This is a genomic window from Paenibacillus sp. XY044, assembly GCF_002257645.1.
In the GTDB taxonomy this organism is placed as follows: Bacteria; Bacillota; Bacilli; order Paenibacillales; family Paenibacillaceae; genus Paenibacillus_AQ.
Genome location: NZ_NQMO01000004.1, coordinates 206,193 through 224,946, shown reverse-complemented (window position 1 = coordinate 224,946; position 18,754 = coordinate 206,193). Strand labels below are relative to the sequence as shown.

At 51.8% G+C, this 18,754-nt stretch carries 12 protein-coding genes; 1 reads left to right on the top strand and 11 read right to left on the bottom strand.

The annotated features are described in order from the left end of the window. Window positions 1-75: 75 nt before the first annotated feature. Window positions 76-1,020, bottom strand: coding sequence for a helix-turn-helix transcriptional regulator (locus tag CJP46_RS18465; protein ID WP_094597099.1), 945 nt, complete (start codon window positions 1,018-1,020; stop codon window positions 76-78). Between the two features lie 659 nt (window positions 1,021-1,679). Here CJP46_RS18465 and CJP46_RS18460 point away from each other — a divergent pair. Further along, window positions 1,680-1,886: a zinc ribbon domain-containing protein gene (locus CJP46_RS18460; protein WP_089545849.1), complete on the top strand. Its 207-nt coding sequence runs from the start codon at window positions 1,680-1,682 to the stop codon at window positions 1,884-1,886. A gap of 47 nt (window positions 1,887-1,933) precedes the next feature. On the opposite strand, the gene CJP46_RS18455 is transcribed toward CJP46_RS18460, so the two are convergent. The 10 genes from CJP46_RS18455 to CJP46_RS18410 all read right to left on the bottom strand — a co-directional run bounded on the left by CJP46_RS18455 (window position 1,934) and on the right by CJP46_RS18410 (window position 18,596). Beyond that, a complete protein-coding gene (locus CJP46_RS18455) occupies window positions 1,934-2,854 on the bottom strand; it encodes a GNAT family N-acetyltransferase (RefSeq protein ID WP_094597098.1) in 921 nt (306 codons plus the stop codon). Between the two features lie 53 nt (window positions 2,855-2,907). Further along, the gene (locus CJP46_RS18450; protein ID WP_094597097.1) at window positions 2,908-3,492 is read right to left on the bottom strand and encodes a GNAT family N-acetyltransferase; all 585 of its coding nucleotides are present in this window, start codon (window positions 3,490-3,492) and stop codon (window positions 2,908-2,910) included. A gap of 314 nt (window positions 3,493-3,806) precedes the next feature. Then, window positions 3,807-4,871 (bottom strand): N-acetylglucosamine kinase, encoded by a 1,065-nt coding sequence (locus tag CJP46_RS18445; RefSeq protein WP_094597096.1) that lies wholly within the window; start codon window positions 4,869-4,871, stop codon window positions 3,807-3,809. Then, window positions 4,868-6,379 (bottom strand): argininosuccinate lyase, encoded by a 1,512-nt coding sequence (gene argH / locus CJP46_RS18440; protein WP_094597095.1) that lies wholly within the window; start codon window positions 6,377-6,379, stop codon window positions 4,868-4,870. Before argH ends, CJP46_RS18445 begins: the two co-directional genes overlap by 4 nt. A gap of 157 nt (window positions 6,380-6,536) precedes the next feature. Continuing rightward, window positions 6,537-9,074 (bottom strand): NEW3 domain-containing protein, encoded by a 2,538-nt coding sequence (locus tag CJP46_RS18435; RefSeq protein WP_256992435.1) that lies wholly within the window; start codon window positions 9,072-9,074, stop codon window positions 6,537-6,539. A gap of 215 nt (window positions 9,075-9,289) precedes the next feature. Beyond that, on the bottom strand, window positions 9,290-11,032 hold the full coding sequence (locus CJP46_RS18430) for an ABC transporter permease (RefSeq protein ID WP_094597094.1): 1,743 nt from the start codon (window positions 11,030-11,032) through the stop codon (window positions 9,290-9,292). Window positions 11,033-11,047: 15 nt separating this feature from the next. Beyond that, window positions 11,048-12,130 (bottom strand): ABC transporter ATP-binding protein, encoded by a 1,083-nt coding sequence (locus CJP46_RS18425; RefSeq protein ID WP_094597093.1) that lies wholly within the window; start codon window positions 12,128-12,130, stop codon window positions 11,048-11,050. Between the two features lie 368 nt (window positions 12,131-12,498). Beyond that, window positions 12,499-13,578, bottom strand: coding sequence for an extracellular solute-binding protein (locus CJP46_RS18420; protein WP_094597092.1), 1,080 nt, complete (start codon window positions 13,576-13,578; stop codon window positions 12,499-12,501). A gap of 256 nt (window positions 13,579-13,834) precedes the next feature. Further along, a complete protein-coding gene (locus CJP46_RS18415; protein WP_094597091.1) occupies window positions 13,835-15,004 on the bottom strand; it encodes an ROK family transcriptional regulator in 1,170 nt (389 codons plus the stop codon). Window positions 15,005-15,533: 529 nt separating this feature from the next. Then, complete coding sequence (locus CJP46_RS18410) at window positions 15,534-18,596, bottom strand: Ig-like domain-containing protein (RefSeq protein ID WP_143812995.1); 3,063 nt, start codon at window positions 18,594-18,596, stop codon at window positions 15,534-15,536. Window positions 18,597-18,754 lie beyond the last annotated feature (158 nt).

Here is an 18,754-nt window from a genome sequence, read left to right as displayed (position 1 = left end):
CCTCAAATGTTCGGATCATGGCTTGAAACATGATCTTGAACCCTATGGTAATCCATCCTTGTTGACAACGGGCTGTCAACAACCCCGATATATTTCGCTGATTTCCATCGCGGCTTTTTTTACAGACGAAGCGATCCTCGTGGGTTCTACCACGTACACCCCTGTTCGAAAACTGAGCAGAAAGCCAATCAACCAGTCGTTATCCGGGTAATGTACGCGTACGATTAACGACCCATCGGATTGCCGTTCGATTTCGGACTCGTCGAAATGATCCTCGGCTTGAACTCGTGCAGCCCCATTGAATTTGAGAACCAAATCGATCATGTTATCTTCGCGTTTTGGGCCCCACTGCTCGTTTAATTCAGATAAAGAAACCGCGCGTCGCTCAAACTTGTCATGGAGTACTGCTAATCCGCGGATCCTCGAAAGTCTGAAGCTGCGAAAATCGTTCCGTTGTAAACAGAATCCGTACAAATACCAGGTATACCCCTTCAAAACAAGACCCATCGGTTCGATCCGCCGCTCGGTTTCATTTCCCTGCATATTTGTATAGGTGAAGACAACCACCGTGGATTCTTCAATGGCTTTGCTCAATGCTTCATATTTTAACTTTTCGGCGTGACTCTTTCGCCAAGGATTTAGATCGATCATGACGGGTTCCGTCTTACTGAAACCCTTCCCCTCCGCTTTCGACACTAAAGCGCCGACTTTTTCCAATAATACGTCAAGTTTCCCGCCGTTATATGCTTTTGCTGATTGAAGGCCATTCAAGGCAGTCGTGAGCGTGGCGAGCTCATCCATTGATAACATCTGCCTGTCCAGGCGAAAGCTCTCCATGATTTCGAAGCCACCTTCTCCGCCTGTATAAGAAACGATCGGGATACCTGCCATATTCAATCGTTCCAGATCGCGGTAAATTGTACGCAAAGACACTTCCAATCGGTCGGCCAAATCCTGCGCTTGCACCCGTTTTCGATTCAATAACAAAATCGTAATGGCCATAAGTCTTTCAAGGTTCACAACTTCTTCTCCTCTCTGACTCTCTTCTTTCGATTATGAAATATGGGGCTTTCGATTAATGAAGATAATTATATACAAGCCATCGTTAGTAATGGACATTAACTTGGTTATTGCTCTATCCTGCCCGTTAGCTTAAGGAGTAGCTTAATAATAAAGGAGAAGCAGCCGCCGGCAAACGGTTCCTTTATATTTTTAACGGTTTTTTACCTTGAAACAGTTTTAAGTGATTCTGTATAGTTTTAGCATGCCGTTTATTTAACACTGGTTACTAATTTGATCACTTCAAAGGATGATGGATATGAGCCAGGATTTATTCACCAATTCCAGACAATAAACTTGGATTATTATTAAAAGCCCTTGTTGAAAATCTGCAAATGGACTCGAATATACCCGACATAGAAAAATGCCTAACCATCTATCAACTAGAACATGAGTTAAATCAGTTGCTTTGGAATGGTAAGAAGCAAGAGGAAGAGCGGATACGAAGAATAAATGGATGGCTTCACGGCCAAGTGGATGCTTTATTGGAAAAATGGCGGATATCTTAAGCAGCTTACACCCTATATTGTCGCTCGATGGAAAAAAGGTTTGCAACCATGCCTGAACACGATCCGTATTAGGATACAAAACACGAACGCGAATATGGAGGGTAATGAGAGATGAATGAACAACAGGGATGCGTGAAATGCGGCAGCCGAAACGCCAAAACGAAAGAGGTAGCCATGACCGGCACGGGCCTCTCCAAAATGTTTGATATCCAGCACAACCAATTTGTCGTCGTCTATTGCGAAAATTGCGGCTATTCCGAATTCTACAACAAACAATCGTCGACGGGATCGAATATTCTCGACCTATTCTTTGGTTAAGCTGTGGAGGCGCGTCCTCCACTCCCTTAACCGTGAGGGGTAATCTGCTAAGGCGAGAAGATCGCCGCATAATGAATTCTTTTATATTCCTCTTGAAAACCAAATTTTTTATAGAGCAATTTAGCCGCATCATTTTTACTATCTACGCTTAATCGAACATCAACTGCACTTGCATGTTGAAGCCTCTGTAATATTTCGGATAGCATCGCTCCCCCAATACCACGTCTGTGCCATTCACGCTTTACTGCAATTGTCGGTATTCTAGCATGATTTCCTCTCAGTGTAGAACAGAGGAGACCAACCGCATTCCCCGTTTCATTGACACATAGCATATAAAGGTTTGGAGAAAAACCCGCTCCCTGAAATTCATGAATGACACTCTCAACCGTTTTGTTACCGCCAAATGCATCGTTATATATTTCTGCCCAGATTGGAGCATCCTCCAGCGTAGGGGAACGGAATCCAAATTTTGATGGAAGGCTCGGAACTTTTATATGGTTTAGGTCGGTTAAGCACAAAACATCCAGGCTATTTTGTTCTTCCATTCCAAAATTGGAGCCAAGGGCCGTTTCTCCAGAAATACTCGTGAGTGCACGATGAATAAAATGAATTGGATTTGCCTCTTGTCGTGCGATTTTTTCCAGTCGTGTGAAAATGAAGTTAAACATGGCAGTACCAATACCTCGCCTGCGCCAATCAACGTCCACCGTCCCAAAACAATAAACGGAAATGTGTGTAGTCCGTTCAACGAAACACAAAGAAAAATAACCGACGATTGTCTGTCCATGCTCAACAACGAAAGTGTTATCACGAATTCTTTCCCCTGGTTCATCTAAATCCTGCTCGAACGCTTCGACCGTTAACCCGTTCAACATATGAAAGGGGTCACGATTAATCATGGTTACAATGTTTGCTGTATCTGACCGTTTATGTAGGCGAATTACCAAATCATCATCCGAAAGTTTCATTCATATTTTGCCTCCAATGCATATTAACGATTGATGGCATCTTAACACCTTCATTAAGAGCTTAACGGCTCATGTAATAAACGGAACTCATCTTCGAGAATAGCCATCGTGATCATATCATGAAACTTTCCATCTATATATAGTGCGTCTCGCTGTAACCCTTCTCGTTTAAAACCTATCTTCTCGTATACATGGATCGCTCGTGGGTTAAAAGTATAAACGCCTAAATGAATTCGATGCAGCTTTAATGTGTTAAATCCATACCGAAGCATTTGAATCATAGCTTCCGAACCATAACCTTTACCGCGATGCTGAGTTCCTTGAATGCCGATACGGATATTTGCACTCCGGTTGATTGAATCGATTTCATTTAAGACAACCTCGCCAAGCAGCTCGTTTGTTCTTTTCAATAAGATCATAAAATCAACACGATCATTATTTATGACACTAATTTTATTAATCCAAGCGGCAATTTCATTACGGGTGAATTCAATTTGTGATCCCGTTAACCGCTTCATCTCAGGATCATGTAAAAAAGTAAAGTAATCATTTAGGTCGGATTCCTGAGCAAATCTCAAGAGAATATCACGACTCTCGATTTGAATCTCAGTCAATTGGCCCTTCCTATCGATTGTCATAATGGGATCCCTCCAAGAAATTAAATGATTAAATTTGCTTTATTATAACATGAAGATCGAAAGTAGCTCATTGCCTCAACCTGCCCGTTAGCTTTACTGGCAAACCAATAAAACTCCGATTTTAATTCACCAACTTTAATGTCCCTGAACAGGAGGCAAAAGAAATAAAGCTCACTCCAGATGAGCTAGCTATCAATGGAGAACGGGGAAAAAGCGCCTTCTGTGCTAACGGTTACGGCATTAGCAAAGGCGCTTCAAGTTAAGCCATTGGTTTTTATTGAAGGGTATGGGACGGAAAGCACCCCGGCTGTCTACTACGAAACACTCCCCTTCCCCAGCAGCCGTATCCCCTGCGCTATCACCCCATAAATCGGCTCCATCTTTGCCTCGTCAACGCTGGCTAGAGGCGAGATGTCCCGGATTCGTTCCGCCAATCGGCTTCGCACAAGCGGAATATTCTGCAGCACGCCTCCCTGCAAAATCAAGGCAAATGTCTCTTCCGCTTCAGCCAATCCGATTCTTTCGATCACGGCCCGAGCCCCTAGAAACAGCTCGTCGGCAGCAGCCTCGAGAATCATGCGCGCAGACGCGTCTCCCTGTTGCTCCGCTTCACTCACGAGCTTGCTGAGCTCGGCTGTTTTCTCCACGCTGTATGCGGCGGAGTAGGCCCAGTTAAACAGTTCTTCTTCATTTTGCAGCTTCAGATGATTCAGCAGCTTATCCGTTAGCGCCGTGGCGCCGCTCCTTCCATCATATCCGTGCAGTGCGGCGATGATGGCCTGCTTCCCGATCCAATATCCGCTGCCTTCATCGCCGACACGGTGGCCCCAGCCGCCGGCACGGGCGCTTTCACCGCTCGCGTTGATCCCGTACACGATTGAGCCGGTGCCGGCGATGATCAGGATGCCGGGGTCGCCACCCGTGGCCCCGAGTAGAGCGGCCACGCCATCATTCTCCACGATGATGCGGTCGGCCTGCACCTGCGTGTTTCGAAGCGCTTCATAGACAAGCTCCTCAATCACTTGACGGTCATAATCGGTATCCAGTCCGGCGAGGCCGAATACCGCGCAGGCAACATGCAGCGGTTCGCCTTCTATTATAGAAGGGACCGGCTTTGCGGGCTGCGAAGGGATAGGAGCAGAATCCTCGCCAAACGGAGACAGCATACTCCCATCGACGTATCCCGCCGCCAGCTGTTTCTTGGCTTCCCCGATCGCACGCGTAAGCTCAAGCGCCGCGGCTTCGCGCCCTACCCCCTGGTAGTTGCATGATCCCGTACGCCCGCTCGCCAGCATCCGGCCCTCGGCATCCGCAAGCACGGCCAGACACTTCGTCCCCCCGCCGTCTACGGCCAGCAGAGGAATTTTCGCCATGTTCATCGGCTGCCGCTCCAGCCAGCCAGGATGTCATCCAGGTTCTTCAGCGCTCCTTCCGCCTGTTTGCGGGCTGCGTCCAGCCATTGCTCCTGAGTCTGCTGGTCCCCTTTCCGCTTCGCGATCACGCTTTGAATTTCCGAAGGGGCCGGCCCGCCGGGAAGCGTACGGATATCCACGAAATGAACCGGATCAAGCGCCATTCGCAGCTGCTCCTCCGTCAGCGAGAGCTTCCGGCCGATGACCTCCAGTGCGATCTCATTGACCAGCTCCAGTGTAATTTGGTTAGCGGCAAGTCCATCGGCGACGGCACGCTTCACGAGACGGCTTACGATATGATGGGAGCTGCGGAACGACAAACGGTCGGAGCGCACTAGCGTATCTGCAAGCTCGGTCACCGTGGCAAAGCTGCCCTCGGTCCGCTTCCGCAGCATCTCCTTATTAACGTCCACAGTCCCGATGACGCAGGAAAGCAGACGATACATCCGTTCCAGCACTTTCAGCGCCTTCCAGGCATAAGGCTGCATATCGTCCTCGGTATCGACGATATCGCCGAATGGAGTGTTGTGCATCATGGTCAGCACGGTTTGGGTATTGCCGACGCAGCTGGAGAGAAGCGCACGCATATGCTCGAACGATACCGGATTTCTTTTCTGCGGCATGATCGAGCTGATTTGCACGTAAGGATCGGCCACGCGCAGCATGCCGAATTCCTGCGTGCACCACAGCAGAAAATCCTGCGACGACCTGCCCAGATTAATCGCGGCCAACTGCACGGCCGTCATCATCTCGCCGACGTAATCGGCACCGCCGATCGCGTCGTAGGAGTTATAGATCAGCTCGTCGAAGCCGAGCAGCTCCTTCACCCGCTCCCTGCTGATGGCGAAGCCGGAAGTGGTCAGTGCCGCCGCTCCCATGCTGCTTCGGTTGCAGTTGGCATAAGCCGCCTGCAGCCGGCGGATGTCGCGGTCCAGAGAGTCGGCCATCGCCAAAATATAGTGGGCCAACGTCGTCGGCTGCGCCTGCTGCGTATGCGTGTACCCGATCATGATCGTGCCTTTATGCTCCTCTGCAAACGAAAGCAGCTGACTCTTGAGTGCAAGGGCTCCGCGAAGCGTTACGAGCAGTTTCTCCCGCAGCACGATCCGGTAAATCGCGATGCCCATATCATTGCGGCTGCGGGCCAGATGCAGATTGTCGGCAATGTCTCCAGCCGCCGCATGCAGCTCATGCTCAACCTGAAAGAACAGGTCCTCGAACTGTCCCGTATATTCCGCTTGGCGCAGCCCCTCCAGATCAAGGCCGCGGATGGCCGACGCGATTTGGAGTGCTTCTTCCCCGCTTACAAGTCCCTGCTCCTTCAACATGATCAAATGCGCTTTGTTGATCGCCATCATCGCTCCAAGCAAGCTGTTCTTCGCTTCATCGAAAGCAGGCTCGAGCACGGCTTCCGTATAGGTGCGTCCCGGAAAGTGTCCACCTTCCCGCTCCAAAATCTGTTCCCGATTCCTCATGTTGCCCCAGTCCCCTCCATGGTTTGTTTTATGTACGCAGCCAAAGTCTTTATCCGTTTGAAAATCCAAGGTACGGCGCGAAGCCTATCGCTCCGCGCCATCCCCTTTCAAGCTAAATCCTTCCACCATTCATCCTACATTCCAGCTCGATCATCCATTACTTTTGTGGAGTGGTTCCGGCGGAAGCCGCCCCTTCCTGCTTCAGGCTGATCATGTTCACGAACATGCGAATCGAGCCTGGAACAAGGCTTGGCATTTCGCGGTACCAGACAATCGAGCTGTACGTGTAATTCCCTTTGCCGTAAGGGGCTGTGAGGAACGTGCCCGTAAACTCTTTCTCGCCGGGATCTCCGTTCGAGATCAGCTCCGTATACTCCTTGCCCCATTCGGACGGGTTGTAAGCGGAGCGGTCCTGAATCCAGTTCTCCCAGTCGGCCGATGTAATCTTATTCGGCGTATTAAAGATCGGATGATCCGGCGCAAGCATGGTCACCTTGGAGTTTTCGTCCGTGACGCGCCATTCGATCAGCGGCTCGCCGATCTTGATCGGATACGGAGCGAGATCCGGCGACCATTTGTCTTCCGGTTTGTGATATTGGACTACCAGGTTGCCGCCATTCTTGGCGTAATCGAGCAGACGCTGATTGCTAGGAATCAGTTCCGGCCGGAACGCATAGGCCCGAATGCCGAGCACAATCGTATCGTACTGCGACAGATCGCCGAACTGAATCGTTTTGGCATCCAGATTCGTCACATTGATGCCCACCTGGCGCAGCACCTGATCAATGTTATCAAACCCGCTGGAAACATAGCCGACCTTCAGTCCCTCCGGCACCTTCAGATCGAACGCTTGAATGGCCAGGTTGGCCGGCTTAACGTAATAGGTTTTGCCGATATGCGGATACTGGATGACCTGTACCGTTCTGCTGCTGTCTAGCGTTCCGTCGCTCGATACAGCAGACAAGCTGTAGCTTCCCGCCTTCACGCCTTCCGGCGCCTTGACCGTAAATTCAGCCGTCTTGGTTTCGTATTTGGCCGCGAAGCTCAATTCCTGCACCGCGGGCTCCACCGTCCAGCCCTCCGGCGTTTTCAGCGAGATTTTCGTCTTCTCCGCGCCCGGCGCATAATTCGTCGCGGTCACCTTGACCGATACGGCGTCTCCCGGTTTCAGCGTGTTCAGAACCGCCGCTTCCGGACTTAGGGACAGCGCAACCGGCGGCAGCACGGCTACCGCATTATCCGGAACCGCATGCAGCGTTGCCGACGTTCCAAACGCCTCATACCCGATATCCGCGGAAATCAGCGGAAGCGCATAAGGATTGAAATCCTCCACCTGTTTCGGCACGGTGACCTCAAACTCCGTTTGGACCGTCTTGTTTTTGTCCAGCTTGGCGAAGGTCGCCGCTCCGGACGTTTTCGCATTCCAGCCTTCGGGAACATTCAGCTTCAGGCTGACCTTGCCGACATTCACGTCTCCGCCGTTAAAAGCCGTCACCGTCACCTTCGTGGTTTGCCCCGGAATAAGCTCTCCGGTCTCCGGCTTCACCTTGACGACGACGGAGGTCGCCTCTTGGCTGGCTTTATTGAGCTGTCTTTCCTTCACGTCCAAACGATGCAGCAGATCATTTTTAGCCGATAAATCTAAAGATGATGACTTCACAAGCTCCACGGCGGTTTGAACGTCCGCTTTCATCTCATGGACTTCGCGGGCCACTTTCGCAAATGCGGGATAAGCCGCGATCACTTCGTTGGCGTCTTTTTGCAGCGTGTTCAGCTGCTTGGCGACTTTATTGTCCTTTCCTTTGACATCTATTTCTTTGGCCAGATCGTCGAACGTAAAGGCGATTCCACCGAACAACGACGCTGCCGGCTTCTCGTCTGCCTTCTTGCCGTCCGCCGACGCCTGCAGTGTGTAATAGGCCGTTCCTTGGCCTTCATCCACTTGTCTGCCCATGCCCTGGCTCTTGTGCATGTAGCGGGATTCTTCTCCGAGTTGGGCGTAGGAAGCGCCGTACAGCTCATTGTATTCGTTGACCGGCAAAGAGGCATCGTAGTCCTTCTCCGTTCCTGGTACATAGAGCTTCTTCGGCTGCCAAGGCTGCAGCCCTTCCTTCAGCTGCTCCGGGAACACCTGCGGATTGCCCGCATCCTTGAAGGCACGTACGGTCAGCACGTTAATCGCGCGATGATGTCCGTGCGTCGAAGGCTCGTTCAGGAACGCCGGAATCAGCACATCCGGACGTTTCTCCCGGATTTGGCGGATCAGCCGTTCATAAGCGACGTCCTCGCCCCATTTTTCCAACGTTTCGTCAGGGCTCTTGGAAAATCCGAAATCATAGATCGGATCGTCCAGCTTCTGGCTCAGGTTCGCCAGCGTCACATTCGTAATCTTCGATGCTTCCTGCAGCTCCCGCGTGCGGATGATCCCGAGGGCGTTGCCCAGCTCGCTGCCGATTTCGTTCTGCCCGCCTTCCCCGCGATTGGCGATGACACTGTATGTATCCACGCCGAGTCCAAGCGAAAGATACGCGAGTGTCGCACTATGCTCATCATCCGGGTGAGCTCCCGTATTCATCACGCTGGCAATGGTGGTGAGGGGTTTGATGGCTTTCCATAAATCGACCACCCCCCTGTCAGCAGATGCTTTTCCAGGACCGGCTTGAAAAGCCAGCGTTCCAGCCATCACCAGGCTCATCGAAGCCGCCATCCATTTTTTTGCCCTGCGTTTCTTACTCAGATCACTTTGACTCAAGTTACTTCTCCTCCTTCAAGCGTGAATGTTGGCTTGCATCGGCAAATGCCGCTGCCTGCCTGTATCATTATCGCAATCGGCTCGCCTTGTTCGGGACAGGTCGCCGCGTAATGAAAATAAGGTATTCTTTTACCGCTTCAGGTTCAGAAAATCTATCGTCAAATCGCGGAGCCGGCATTGCCGCCGGTCAGCCTCCGGGAAACGTAAAGCACGAGAATAATCATGACGATTTGCAGCACGCCGTACGCGCAGGCGGTTCCGAATTCAAAGGCGTACATCCGCTGAAAAATCTCGACCGAGATCGGCGTCGTTTTATTGGTATACAGCAAAATCGAAGCGACAAACTCGCCAATGCCTTCCACAAGCGCCAGCAGCGTGCCCGCCAGGATACCGCTCAGCGCCATGGGAAACACGACGCGGCGGAAGGTGTACCACCAGGACGCTCCCAAATTTCGTGCCGCTTCCTCCACCGAACGATCGGTTTGCATCAGCGTGGACGAGGTCGAGCGGAAGATCAGAGGCAGATGCCGGACGAAATAAGCCAGCGGCAAAATCCAGAAGCTGCCGATCAGCACCTGTCCAAAGGAAAACGCATTAGCCTCGCTGAACGCCGTAATGAGGTTCACGGCCACGACCGTGCCCGGAAGCGCCCAAGGCAGCATGATCAGAATATCGAGCAGCGTCTTCCCTTTAAAGTTCATACGCACGATGGCATAGGCGGCCGCGACGCCGAACAATAGGTTGCCGATCGTCGCCGCGATGCTGATTTTGAAGCTGTTGGCGATGGGACGCCATGTTTTGCTGTCGGTGAAGAGATCCTTGAAATGGTCCAGCGTATAAGAAGGCGGCAGAACTTGGGTCGTCCACTTCCCGTCTTCGGAAAAAGCAAGCAGCACAATCACGAGGATCGGCAGCATAAGCACGAGCACCCCGAGAAAAGAGAGCACCATCGCGGTGTTTCTGCCTGCTTTGCTTTTCACCTCGGTCCGATGAACGCTGACGCCTTTACTCATGTTCTGATAGTTCCGCGCGCCCTGGTACCACCGCATCAGAATGAGAAACAGAATGGACACGACGGACAGCAGCGTCGATTGCGTCGCAGCCATATCCAAGTCGCCGTTGGTGCGGGACAGATAGATCTGCATCGTCATCGTCCGTTCAATGCCGAAGATCAGCGGCGCGGTATACGACGCCATCGAGATCATAAAGACGAGCAGCGAGGCCGCAACGATGGCCGGCGTCAGCATGGGCAGAATCACCCGGCGCCAGATGGTGAACCGGTTCGCCCCCAGATTGGACGCGGCTTCCTCAAGCGACGGATCAAGCCCCTTGATCGCCGAAGACGCCGTCATATAGAAATAGGTGTACATCGTAAACGTATGGACCACCAGCACGCCCCAGATCCCTTTCAGCGTAAAAGGCGGCTTATCCAAATGAAGCAGATGCTGCAATCCCCGCGGAATAATACCGCTGGAACCGTACAAAAATTCAAAGGATAACACCCCGATCAGCGGCGGCAGCGCCATCGGCACGAGGACAAGCACCGACAAGAGCTTGCGGCCGGGGAACTCGTACCTCTCGAGCAGAAATGCCATGGCCACACCCACGATGCCGCAGGTGATCACGCTGAGTACCGAAATATATACGCTCGTCCACAGGGCCTCCAGATTCGCCGTATGTTCCAGGCTGAAGAAACGAGAGTAGTTTTGGAGCGAAAAACCGCCGTCCAACTGCAAACTCTGCCGGAACGTCTGGAAGAACGGATAGATGACATATGCCAAAAGGATAAGAAATAACGGCGCGATCAGCACATACACAAAATGCGGCGATCTCGTCAGCGAATTCCAGCGGCTGCTTGGGCGAATAGGCGGCGGTGCCAATTGAGGCTGAGGTTTGTTCATCGCTTCGGCTCCCCCTTATTCCAGAAAATAAATGCTGTCCGGCGCCACGGTAAACAACACTTCCTCGTCCCGCTCCCTCATCCGGTGCCCCTGTCCGACAAACATCGCCTTCACGGACAAATGGCCGGCCTGAGCAATATAATTCACGCTAACCCCGGTGAATTCCGATAGCAGCACCTTCACGGCCATCGTATTGGCCTCGCCGCGTTCGGACGCAGCGGCCTCACGAACCGCCTCCGGGCGTACCGACAATGTAACCCTCTGTCCCATCGCCAGCTTGCATTCGGGCGAGGCGTTTTTGGCGAGGCCGGTCAGCAGCAAATCCGGTGCAAGCCGAACGTCTACCATCCCGCCTTCCAGCCGTTCCACCGTGCCTTCCCACAGATTGGACTCCCCGATAAACGAAGCGACGAAACGGTTAACCGGACGGTTGTAAATTTCATGCGGCGTACCGATCTGCTGCACGACGCCATCTTTCATGACCATGATCCGGTCCGACATGGACATCGCTTCCGATTGATCATGCGTGACGTAAATCGTAGTAATGCCGAGCTCAAGCTGAAGCCGCTTGATTTCCTGCCTCGTCTCATCACGCAGCTTGGCATCAAGGTTGGACAAGGGCTCATCGAGCAGGAGAATATTCGGTTCGATCACCAGTGCGCGCGCCAGTGCAACTCGCTGCTGCTGCCCACCGGATAACTGATCGATGCGGCGCTGCCCGTAGCCGTCCAGATGCACCAGCTTTTGGGCGCGCGTGACCTTCTCGTTAATTTCAGCCTTTCCCTGTTTCCGGACTTGAAGACCGAAAGCAATATTCTCGAATACGGTCATGTGCGGAAATAAGGCGTAGTTTTGAAATACCATGCCCGTGTTGCGCTTATTGGGCGGCATGTTGGTGACATTATGCTCACCGAATAGGACTCGTCCGTCGCTGGGGTAATAGAATCCGGCGATCATGCGCAAAGTGGTCGTTTTGCCGCAGCCGCTCGGACCCAGAAAAGTAAAAAACTCGCCTGGATTGATATGTACGTCAACCTCCTCCACACCTTTGGCCCCACCGAATGTTTTGCTGACGCGGTCCAGCGTGACTCCGATCATCATTCGTCCTCCTTCAAGTCCATTCACCTATTGAAATGGATGATGGGGGCAAGTACGTAAACTGTTCCTACGATCGCTCTTGTTTTCGGATTTCTTGATTGTAATGGACCCTTAAGGTAGAAATCCGAAAGCCAAAGCATATGCTTTCGATGTCAGCTTTCCTTTGGAAAGCTTTAGACCGCTCCGCTTCTTCGGAATCATTTTACTCCCTTGCCTGCATCGCATTTTTTAATTCAACTTGTATCGCTGCAGAACTTTGCTCATCAAGCCGTATGCTTGAAATGGAGATATTCATCATACTGCAGGCAGGCCAGGGCGGGGTGGTATCCCACCTCAGCCTCCTTGTCACCCTGAAAGCTGCAGTTCCGTTATTTGCCGCCCTTGCCTTTGATGTTCTCATCCCAATACTGCATCCATTCCTTCTCTTTATCCGCCAGCACCGTCCAATCCAGATCCAGCGACTTGGTATCGAGGTTTTTGTACCAGTCCGGGAATTGGCTTTTGTCGATATCGGTCCGGGTTGGAATCTGGAACAGCTTGTCCGCCTTTTCCTTAAGCTGGCCTAAATCAAAAATAAAATCAAAGAACTTCTTCGCCGCGTCCAGATTTTTGGCACCCTTGATAATGCCGACACCATCCACCAGAATCGGTGCACCGCTGGTCGGATAGATGTAGTCAAACGGCTGCTTCTGCAGCTCCTTCTGGATCAGAATGTCCTGCAGGTTCCACAGCGACAGCTTTCCTTCCTGACGGGCCAGCTTCAAGTACAATTGGGTCGGGTCCTGCGTATATTCTTTCGTGTTGGCATCGAGCTTTTTCAGCCACTCGTAGCCTTTTTCCGGATTCGCGGGATCTTGGCGGTATATCATGGCATCATAGATCGTTCTCATCGTGCCGGACGCCATGACGCCGCGGATCAGAATTTGATCCTTCCATTTCGGATCGAGCAAATCATCCCAATCCTTCGGCGCATCTTCCTTCTTCACCGCCTCGGCGTTGTACATGATCACCTCAGGCAGCAGCATCTCACCGTACCAGCGGTCCTGCCCGTCTTTGTATTCGGCCGGAATGCTGTCCGCATAGCTCGGTTTATATGATTCCAGCAGCCCTTCATTCGCCGCCGTAATAAAAGAGGATTGCGTGCCGCCCCACCAGAAGTCAGCCTGCGGGTTGGCCTTCTCGCCGCGCACCCGCTCCATGATCTGCTGGGCGCCCATCGTCATCACTTCAACGTCGATATCCGGATTCAGCTCCTCAAACTTCGGCAGGATCTGCTCGACGACGTTTTTGTCGCGGGCGGTGTAGATAACGAGTTTCTGCGATCCTTTGTCCCCGCTTGCTTCACCGGAGGCGGCCTGTTCCTTGTCTCCGCCGCCGCAAGCGGTCAGACCGACCGTCATTGTCAGAGCGATGGACATCATGCCGAGCTTGAACCATTTCTTTGCCATTGTTAATCCCCCTAATTTTAGGCCCAACATTGAGATTAGTTCTTAGTATCGTGCAGGGCGGCCGCTGCAGTTCCGGATCGTTCTTCCGATCGCTGTTGTTCCCAAATTTCTTGATTCACCTTTTCAACAAGGTAGAAATTCGATCACAAAGGCGACCGCTGCCGCTTCTCCAGATCGATTCCGGCCCCTCCGCTACTCTGCTTATGATTAAGTACAAATCAGGATGTTGAGCTCATTTTTAAAATTCAAATGTTAACTACCTGGACGCAAATGAATGCGCTTCAAGCACGCTGTGCACCGCACCCATGAGCCCTGCGCGCTCTCGCAGCGCCGCCAAGCGGATATTCGGCATCACCGGCACCCAATCCAGCAGCAGCTCGCGGATCCGGTTCAGCCCGGCTTCATTCAAATGGACCATCTCGCCGCTCAACACAAGCATCTCGGGATCGAGCACGCTGACCGTATTGGCGATTCCCGAAGCCCAGCCATGATACACGTCATTTAGCAGTCCCTCCGCCTGCGAGCTGCCTCCCTCGCTCAGCTCGATTAACTGCTGGAGAATGCTCGTCTCCGGGTCGACCTCAAGCCCGAGCGCCTTCGCTTTTCCGTGTATGCCGTTCACCGAGAAATTTTTCTCGAACACGCCGAATTCGCCTTTGCGCCGTCCCGGCGAGTCACCGATCCGCATATACCCGATTTCTCCGGAGGCCTCCTTGCTTCCGCGGTACAATTGTTTGTCAAGGATAATGCCCGCTCCGATCCCGGTTCCAACGTACATATACACCAGACTGGATACGCCGGATCCGGCCCCGCCGAAAAATTCGCCCTGCGTCATCATGTTGACGTCATTATCCAGCACCACCGGCAGCTGAAGTCGCTCTTCAATCGCCTTGCCTACGGGGAGGTCCATCCAGCCCGTGCTTGGAGCATGGCTGACGGTCCCGCTTCGGCGTTGCGTAACGCCCGGAAGCCCAACGCCGATTCCGATCACCCGGCCCCGGTCCGTCCCGCTCGCATCCAGCAGACGCGCCAGCGTCTCCTCGAGCGCCTGAAGCGCGGATTCCCCATCCACCGGCTGCTTCAAACGCGTATGCATTTGGGCGATCAGTTCGCCCTTCATATCGGCTACCGCCATTTCTAGCTCGCTGCCTTCAAACACGGCGCCTACGACCGCATACGCCTGCACATTGTATTCCAACAGGATTGGCCTGCGCCCCCCTCTGGATTCTCCCGTACCCACCTCACGAATGAGCCCTTCATGAATCATCTCTTCCACCAACGCCGAGACACAAGGGCGGCTAAGCTTCGTTTTTACTGCCAGTTCGGCTCGTGACAAGCGGGGCTCCTGCCGGAGCTGATGCAATATGCCTTCCCGGTTCATCTGCTTCACGAATTTGGCGTTCCCGGTTTTTCCCCTACCGATCACGATGTCATCCACCACCTTACTTTGTTAAAATAACTAACAAATTCAAATTTAGGCTCAGTATATGAATGCGCTTTCAATTAGTCAATGCGGTTTCCCAAAAATGAGAAATCATTCCTATCCGTCGAAAAAGATCGAAATCGATGCTTCCTTGCTCCTCTTTCCAAACGTACAAAATCTCGCCCGCCCCGGAATGATACGACTTTTCCAGTCTCCACCATCTCTGGAATGCCCCTTTTCTTAGGGACGAATCAGAGTCAAACCGTTTTTGTGGGGTACGACTTTCTTCCCGCATCCTTTTTCCCTGTGTTCAAATGGAAGTCCCACTAAATAACGAGAAAAAGCCGGGCGAAAATCAGGCGTAAATACCTGGGCATCGGCCGGCCCCTCCTCGTTTAACTTTTACAAACTTTCTTCATAAATATCGTCTGATGGAATATCCCCTTTCGAATAGTCACAAGAAAAGGCCCCCAGTGTTTTGAGCCGGAAGCCTTTTTCATGTCATCAATGGTTTATAGGGTTAAAATTTCATTTACCCCTGGAGTGCGAACATATTCAGCAGGATCGTCACAGCCTCAGCTCTTGTAGCAGCGTCTTGGGGAGCGAACCGGTTGCCGTCTTTCCCTTGCATAATCCCGGTTTGCTTCAGAAATACAGCGCTGCCTTTAGCCCAATCTGGAATTTCGCTGTCATCCGCGAAGCCTGCTTCCGTATTGTCCTTGCTGCTCCAGCCAACAGTATTGGTAATGGTTACGGCCATCTCAGCGCGTGTGATTTCTGCGTTCGGACGGAAAGTACCGTTTTCGTATCCTTTCATCATGCCTAGCTGCACCACTTGTGCGACCGCATGGTGTGCCCAGGCTCCGATACTGGCTGAATCGATAAAGTTCAGCTCAGCTCCTGTCTTTTTAACGCCTAGCGTATTTACGAGCATTTCCGCGAACTCTGCGCGGGTGACCGTCTTGCCCGGTTTAAATGTGCCGTCAGGATAACCGGTGACGATTCCGGTACTTGCCGCCTGCTCGATGCTGGCTTCTGCCCAGTGTCCGAAGATATCGCCAAATTTCGCCGGGTCGCTGATAACGGTTAACCCGGTCGTTTGATCAATGGCGAGTACTGCAAACTTTGTGAAGTGATCGACAGTGACAGCAATGCGGTTTTCCTGTATCCTGCTGACCGGAACCATGATCCAAATTTTCTTCGCTTCATCATAATAAAAAACAGCCGCCGTTTGATTGTTTTTCAAACTTGCCGGGTCAAATGCAAAAGATAATGTTACCGGTTTATCGAAGTATCCCGGTACATTTTTTGAAAGCTCAAATACCGGGCTAAGGAAAACTTCATTATGAGTTATAAATTGATGAGTGTCCGGTACTTTTTCGATCGTTAATTTCAACTCTTGGTTTGTCGCGCCAGCCGGAATTGAGATTGTGACGGCATCTCCTAAACGAACCTCGCCCGCTTTACCTGGTGGAATCGTTAATTTACCATCCGTTGAGATCCATTTGTTATCGCCTGGGAGTACCGGAGTTGTTGAGCCGCCGCTACTACCACCACCGCTCCCGTTGCTGCCACTACCGCCGCCATCGTGGGTCCCGTTGTTAGCACGTGTCACGGAGATCGTGTAGGTCTTGGTCGACTGATCTTCAGCTATTACAACCACTTTAATGGAGTTTGCACCTACGCTTAATGAAATATCTTTACTTTGCTGTCCACTGGCTACCGGACTTCCGTTCACGGTCAACGTGGCGCTGCTATCCTGCGTTGTCGCGTTTACCTTTAAGCTGGATACAGCATATGGGACACTGGAGGTATAGTTTGTCGTTCCGGGTACAAATGCAGGACTTAACGATCCGCTCGATATGGTTAAATCGCTCAATTCTGCAGACGCCGGCACCGTAACGACAGTATAAGGATTTGATTTTGTCAGTCCCTGCCCCGAATTGCCAGCCGCATCATGCACCATGCTGTTGTCGAGCGTAATGAAATTGTCAGCCGCATAGACGTTGGCTTTAGGCGTCAGCGTAACGGTCCAAGTCGTTCCCCCATCATCGATCGAAGTGAGATTGCTCAAAGTGCCATTGCTCACCGTAAGGCCGGATAAGTTGAAACCTAAGACCCCCTCTGAGAAAGCGATGGTCACAAGTGTGGTTTCGCCTGTCTTCAGCTCATTGTCGGCAACCACAATGGTGGCTGTTGGGCGTAACGTATCTATCTCGTAGTTGTTGGATTTTGTAGTTCCCGTTCCCTTATTGCCTTCCATATTCGTTACATGCGTGTTATCAAGCTGTATGGCATTTTGCAGGGCGCTGACATCCGCATTCGGCGTCAGCTCTGCCGTCCATGTGACCCCTCCGTCACCCGAACTGACATTAGTTAATGTGCCATTAGCCACGGTGAGGGCTGAATAATCCAACCCAGTCACCGCTTGAGAGAAGGTGATTGTGACCTGTGATTTCCCGCCGATGGCCAGCGTATCGGGGTCGATCTCAATCGTGGACGTAGGACGCACCGTACTGATTTCGTAGCTTGCTGAATTGGTGGTTCCTACACCCGCATTGCCGGCGAGATCAGCTACTCCTGTATTATTAAGCGTGATGATATTGGTCTTATCCCGTATACCCGAAGCCGGCGTCAGTGTCGCCGCCCACGTCCTGCCCCCGTCACTCGAAATTAGGTTACTTAATGTGCCGTTAGCCACCGTCAGGTCATATAGGTCGAAACCCGCTACCGCTTCCGAGAACGTAAACGTCACGGTTGTAGTCTGGCCGGCTATCAGTTTGGAATTGGCAATCGTAATCGTGGCGGTTGGGCGTAATATATCAATCTCGTAGTTGTTGGATTTCGTTGTTCCCATTCCCGGGTTACCTGTAGCCGCATTCTTTACACCCGCGTAATTAAGCGTTATGACATTGTTAGGGGCGTTAATGCCCGAAGTCGGAGTAAGCTTCGCCGTATAGGTGATATTGTCTGAAGTGCTGAATTCACTTAATATGCCGTTTTCCGCAGTCATGTCGGAAAGAATGAAACCCGTCACCGCTTCCGAAAATGTGATCGTTACCAATGAAGTCTGATCGATCCCCAGCTTATCATCGTCAACCACAACGGTGGCCGTTGGGCGCTTTGTATCAATCTCATAGTTGTTTGATTTCGCAGTTCCCGTCCCCGGATTGCCCGAGGCATCTTCCACACCCGCTAGATCGAGCGTTATGACATTATCCTTGATTTGGATGTCCGGAAGCGGAACCAGCGTCGCCGTGTAGGTGATTTTGTCTGAAGAAGAGGTTAAGGGACCTAATGTGCCATTACCCACCTTTAGATAAGCAATCGTGAAACCTGTCACCGCTCTCGAGAACATGATCGTTACCGTTGAAGAATCTCCAATGACTAGCTTATCCTTGGCCACCACAACGGTAGCCGTTAGCGGTTCCGTGTCAGATTCGCTCGTTCCCTGAGAGGGGGATTCGGCCAAATGAACCGCTTCGTCGCTGGCTGGCGTGCTGACGCTCCCCGCTGTCTGGACAGCGGCTGCTTCATCACTGGCGGACGCTTTATTGATTGTTGTTAAAGGAAGCGCCCCCGCTATAATGATCAAACACAGAAATAACCTCCACATTTTTTTCACATGGTACACATAGACCTCTCCTTGTTCTTCTATTCATCTATCCATCTGTTATTTTATTCCTTCTATGTCACTCTCCATTATAGGTTTAGGCAACGAATCTAACAATCTACTTGCCTGGAATCCAACCA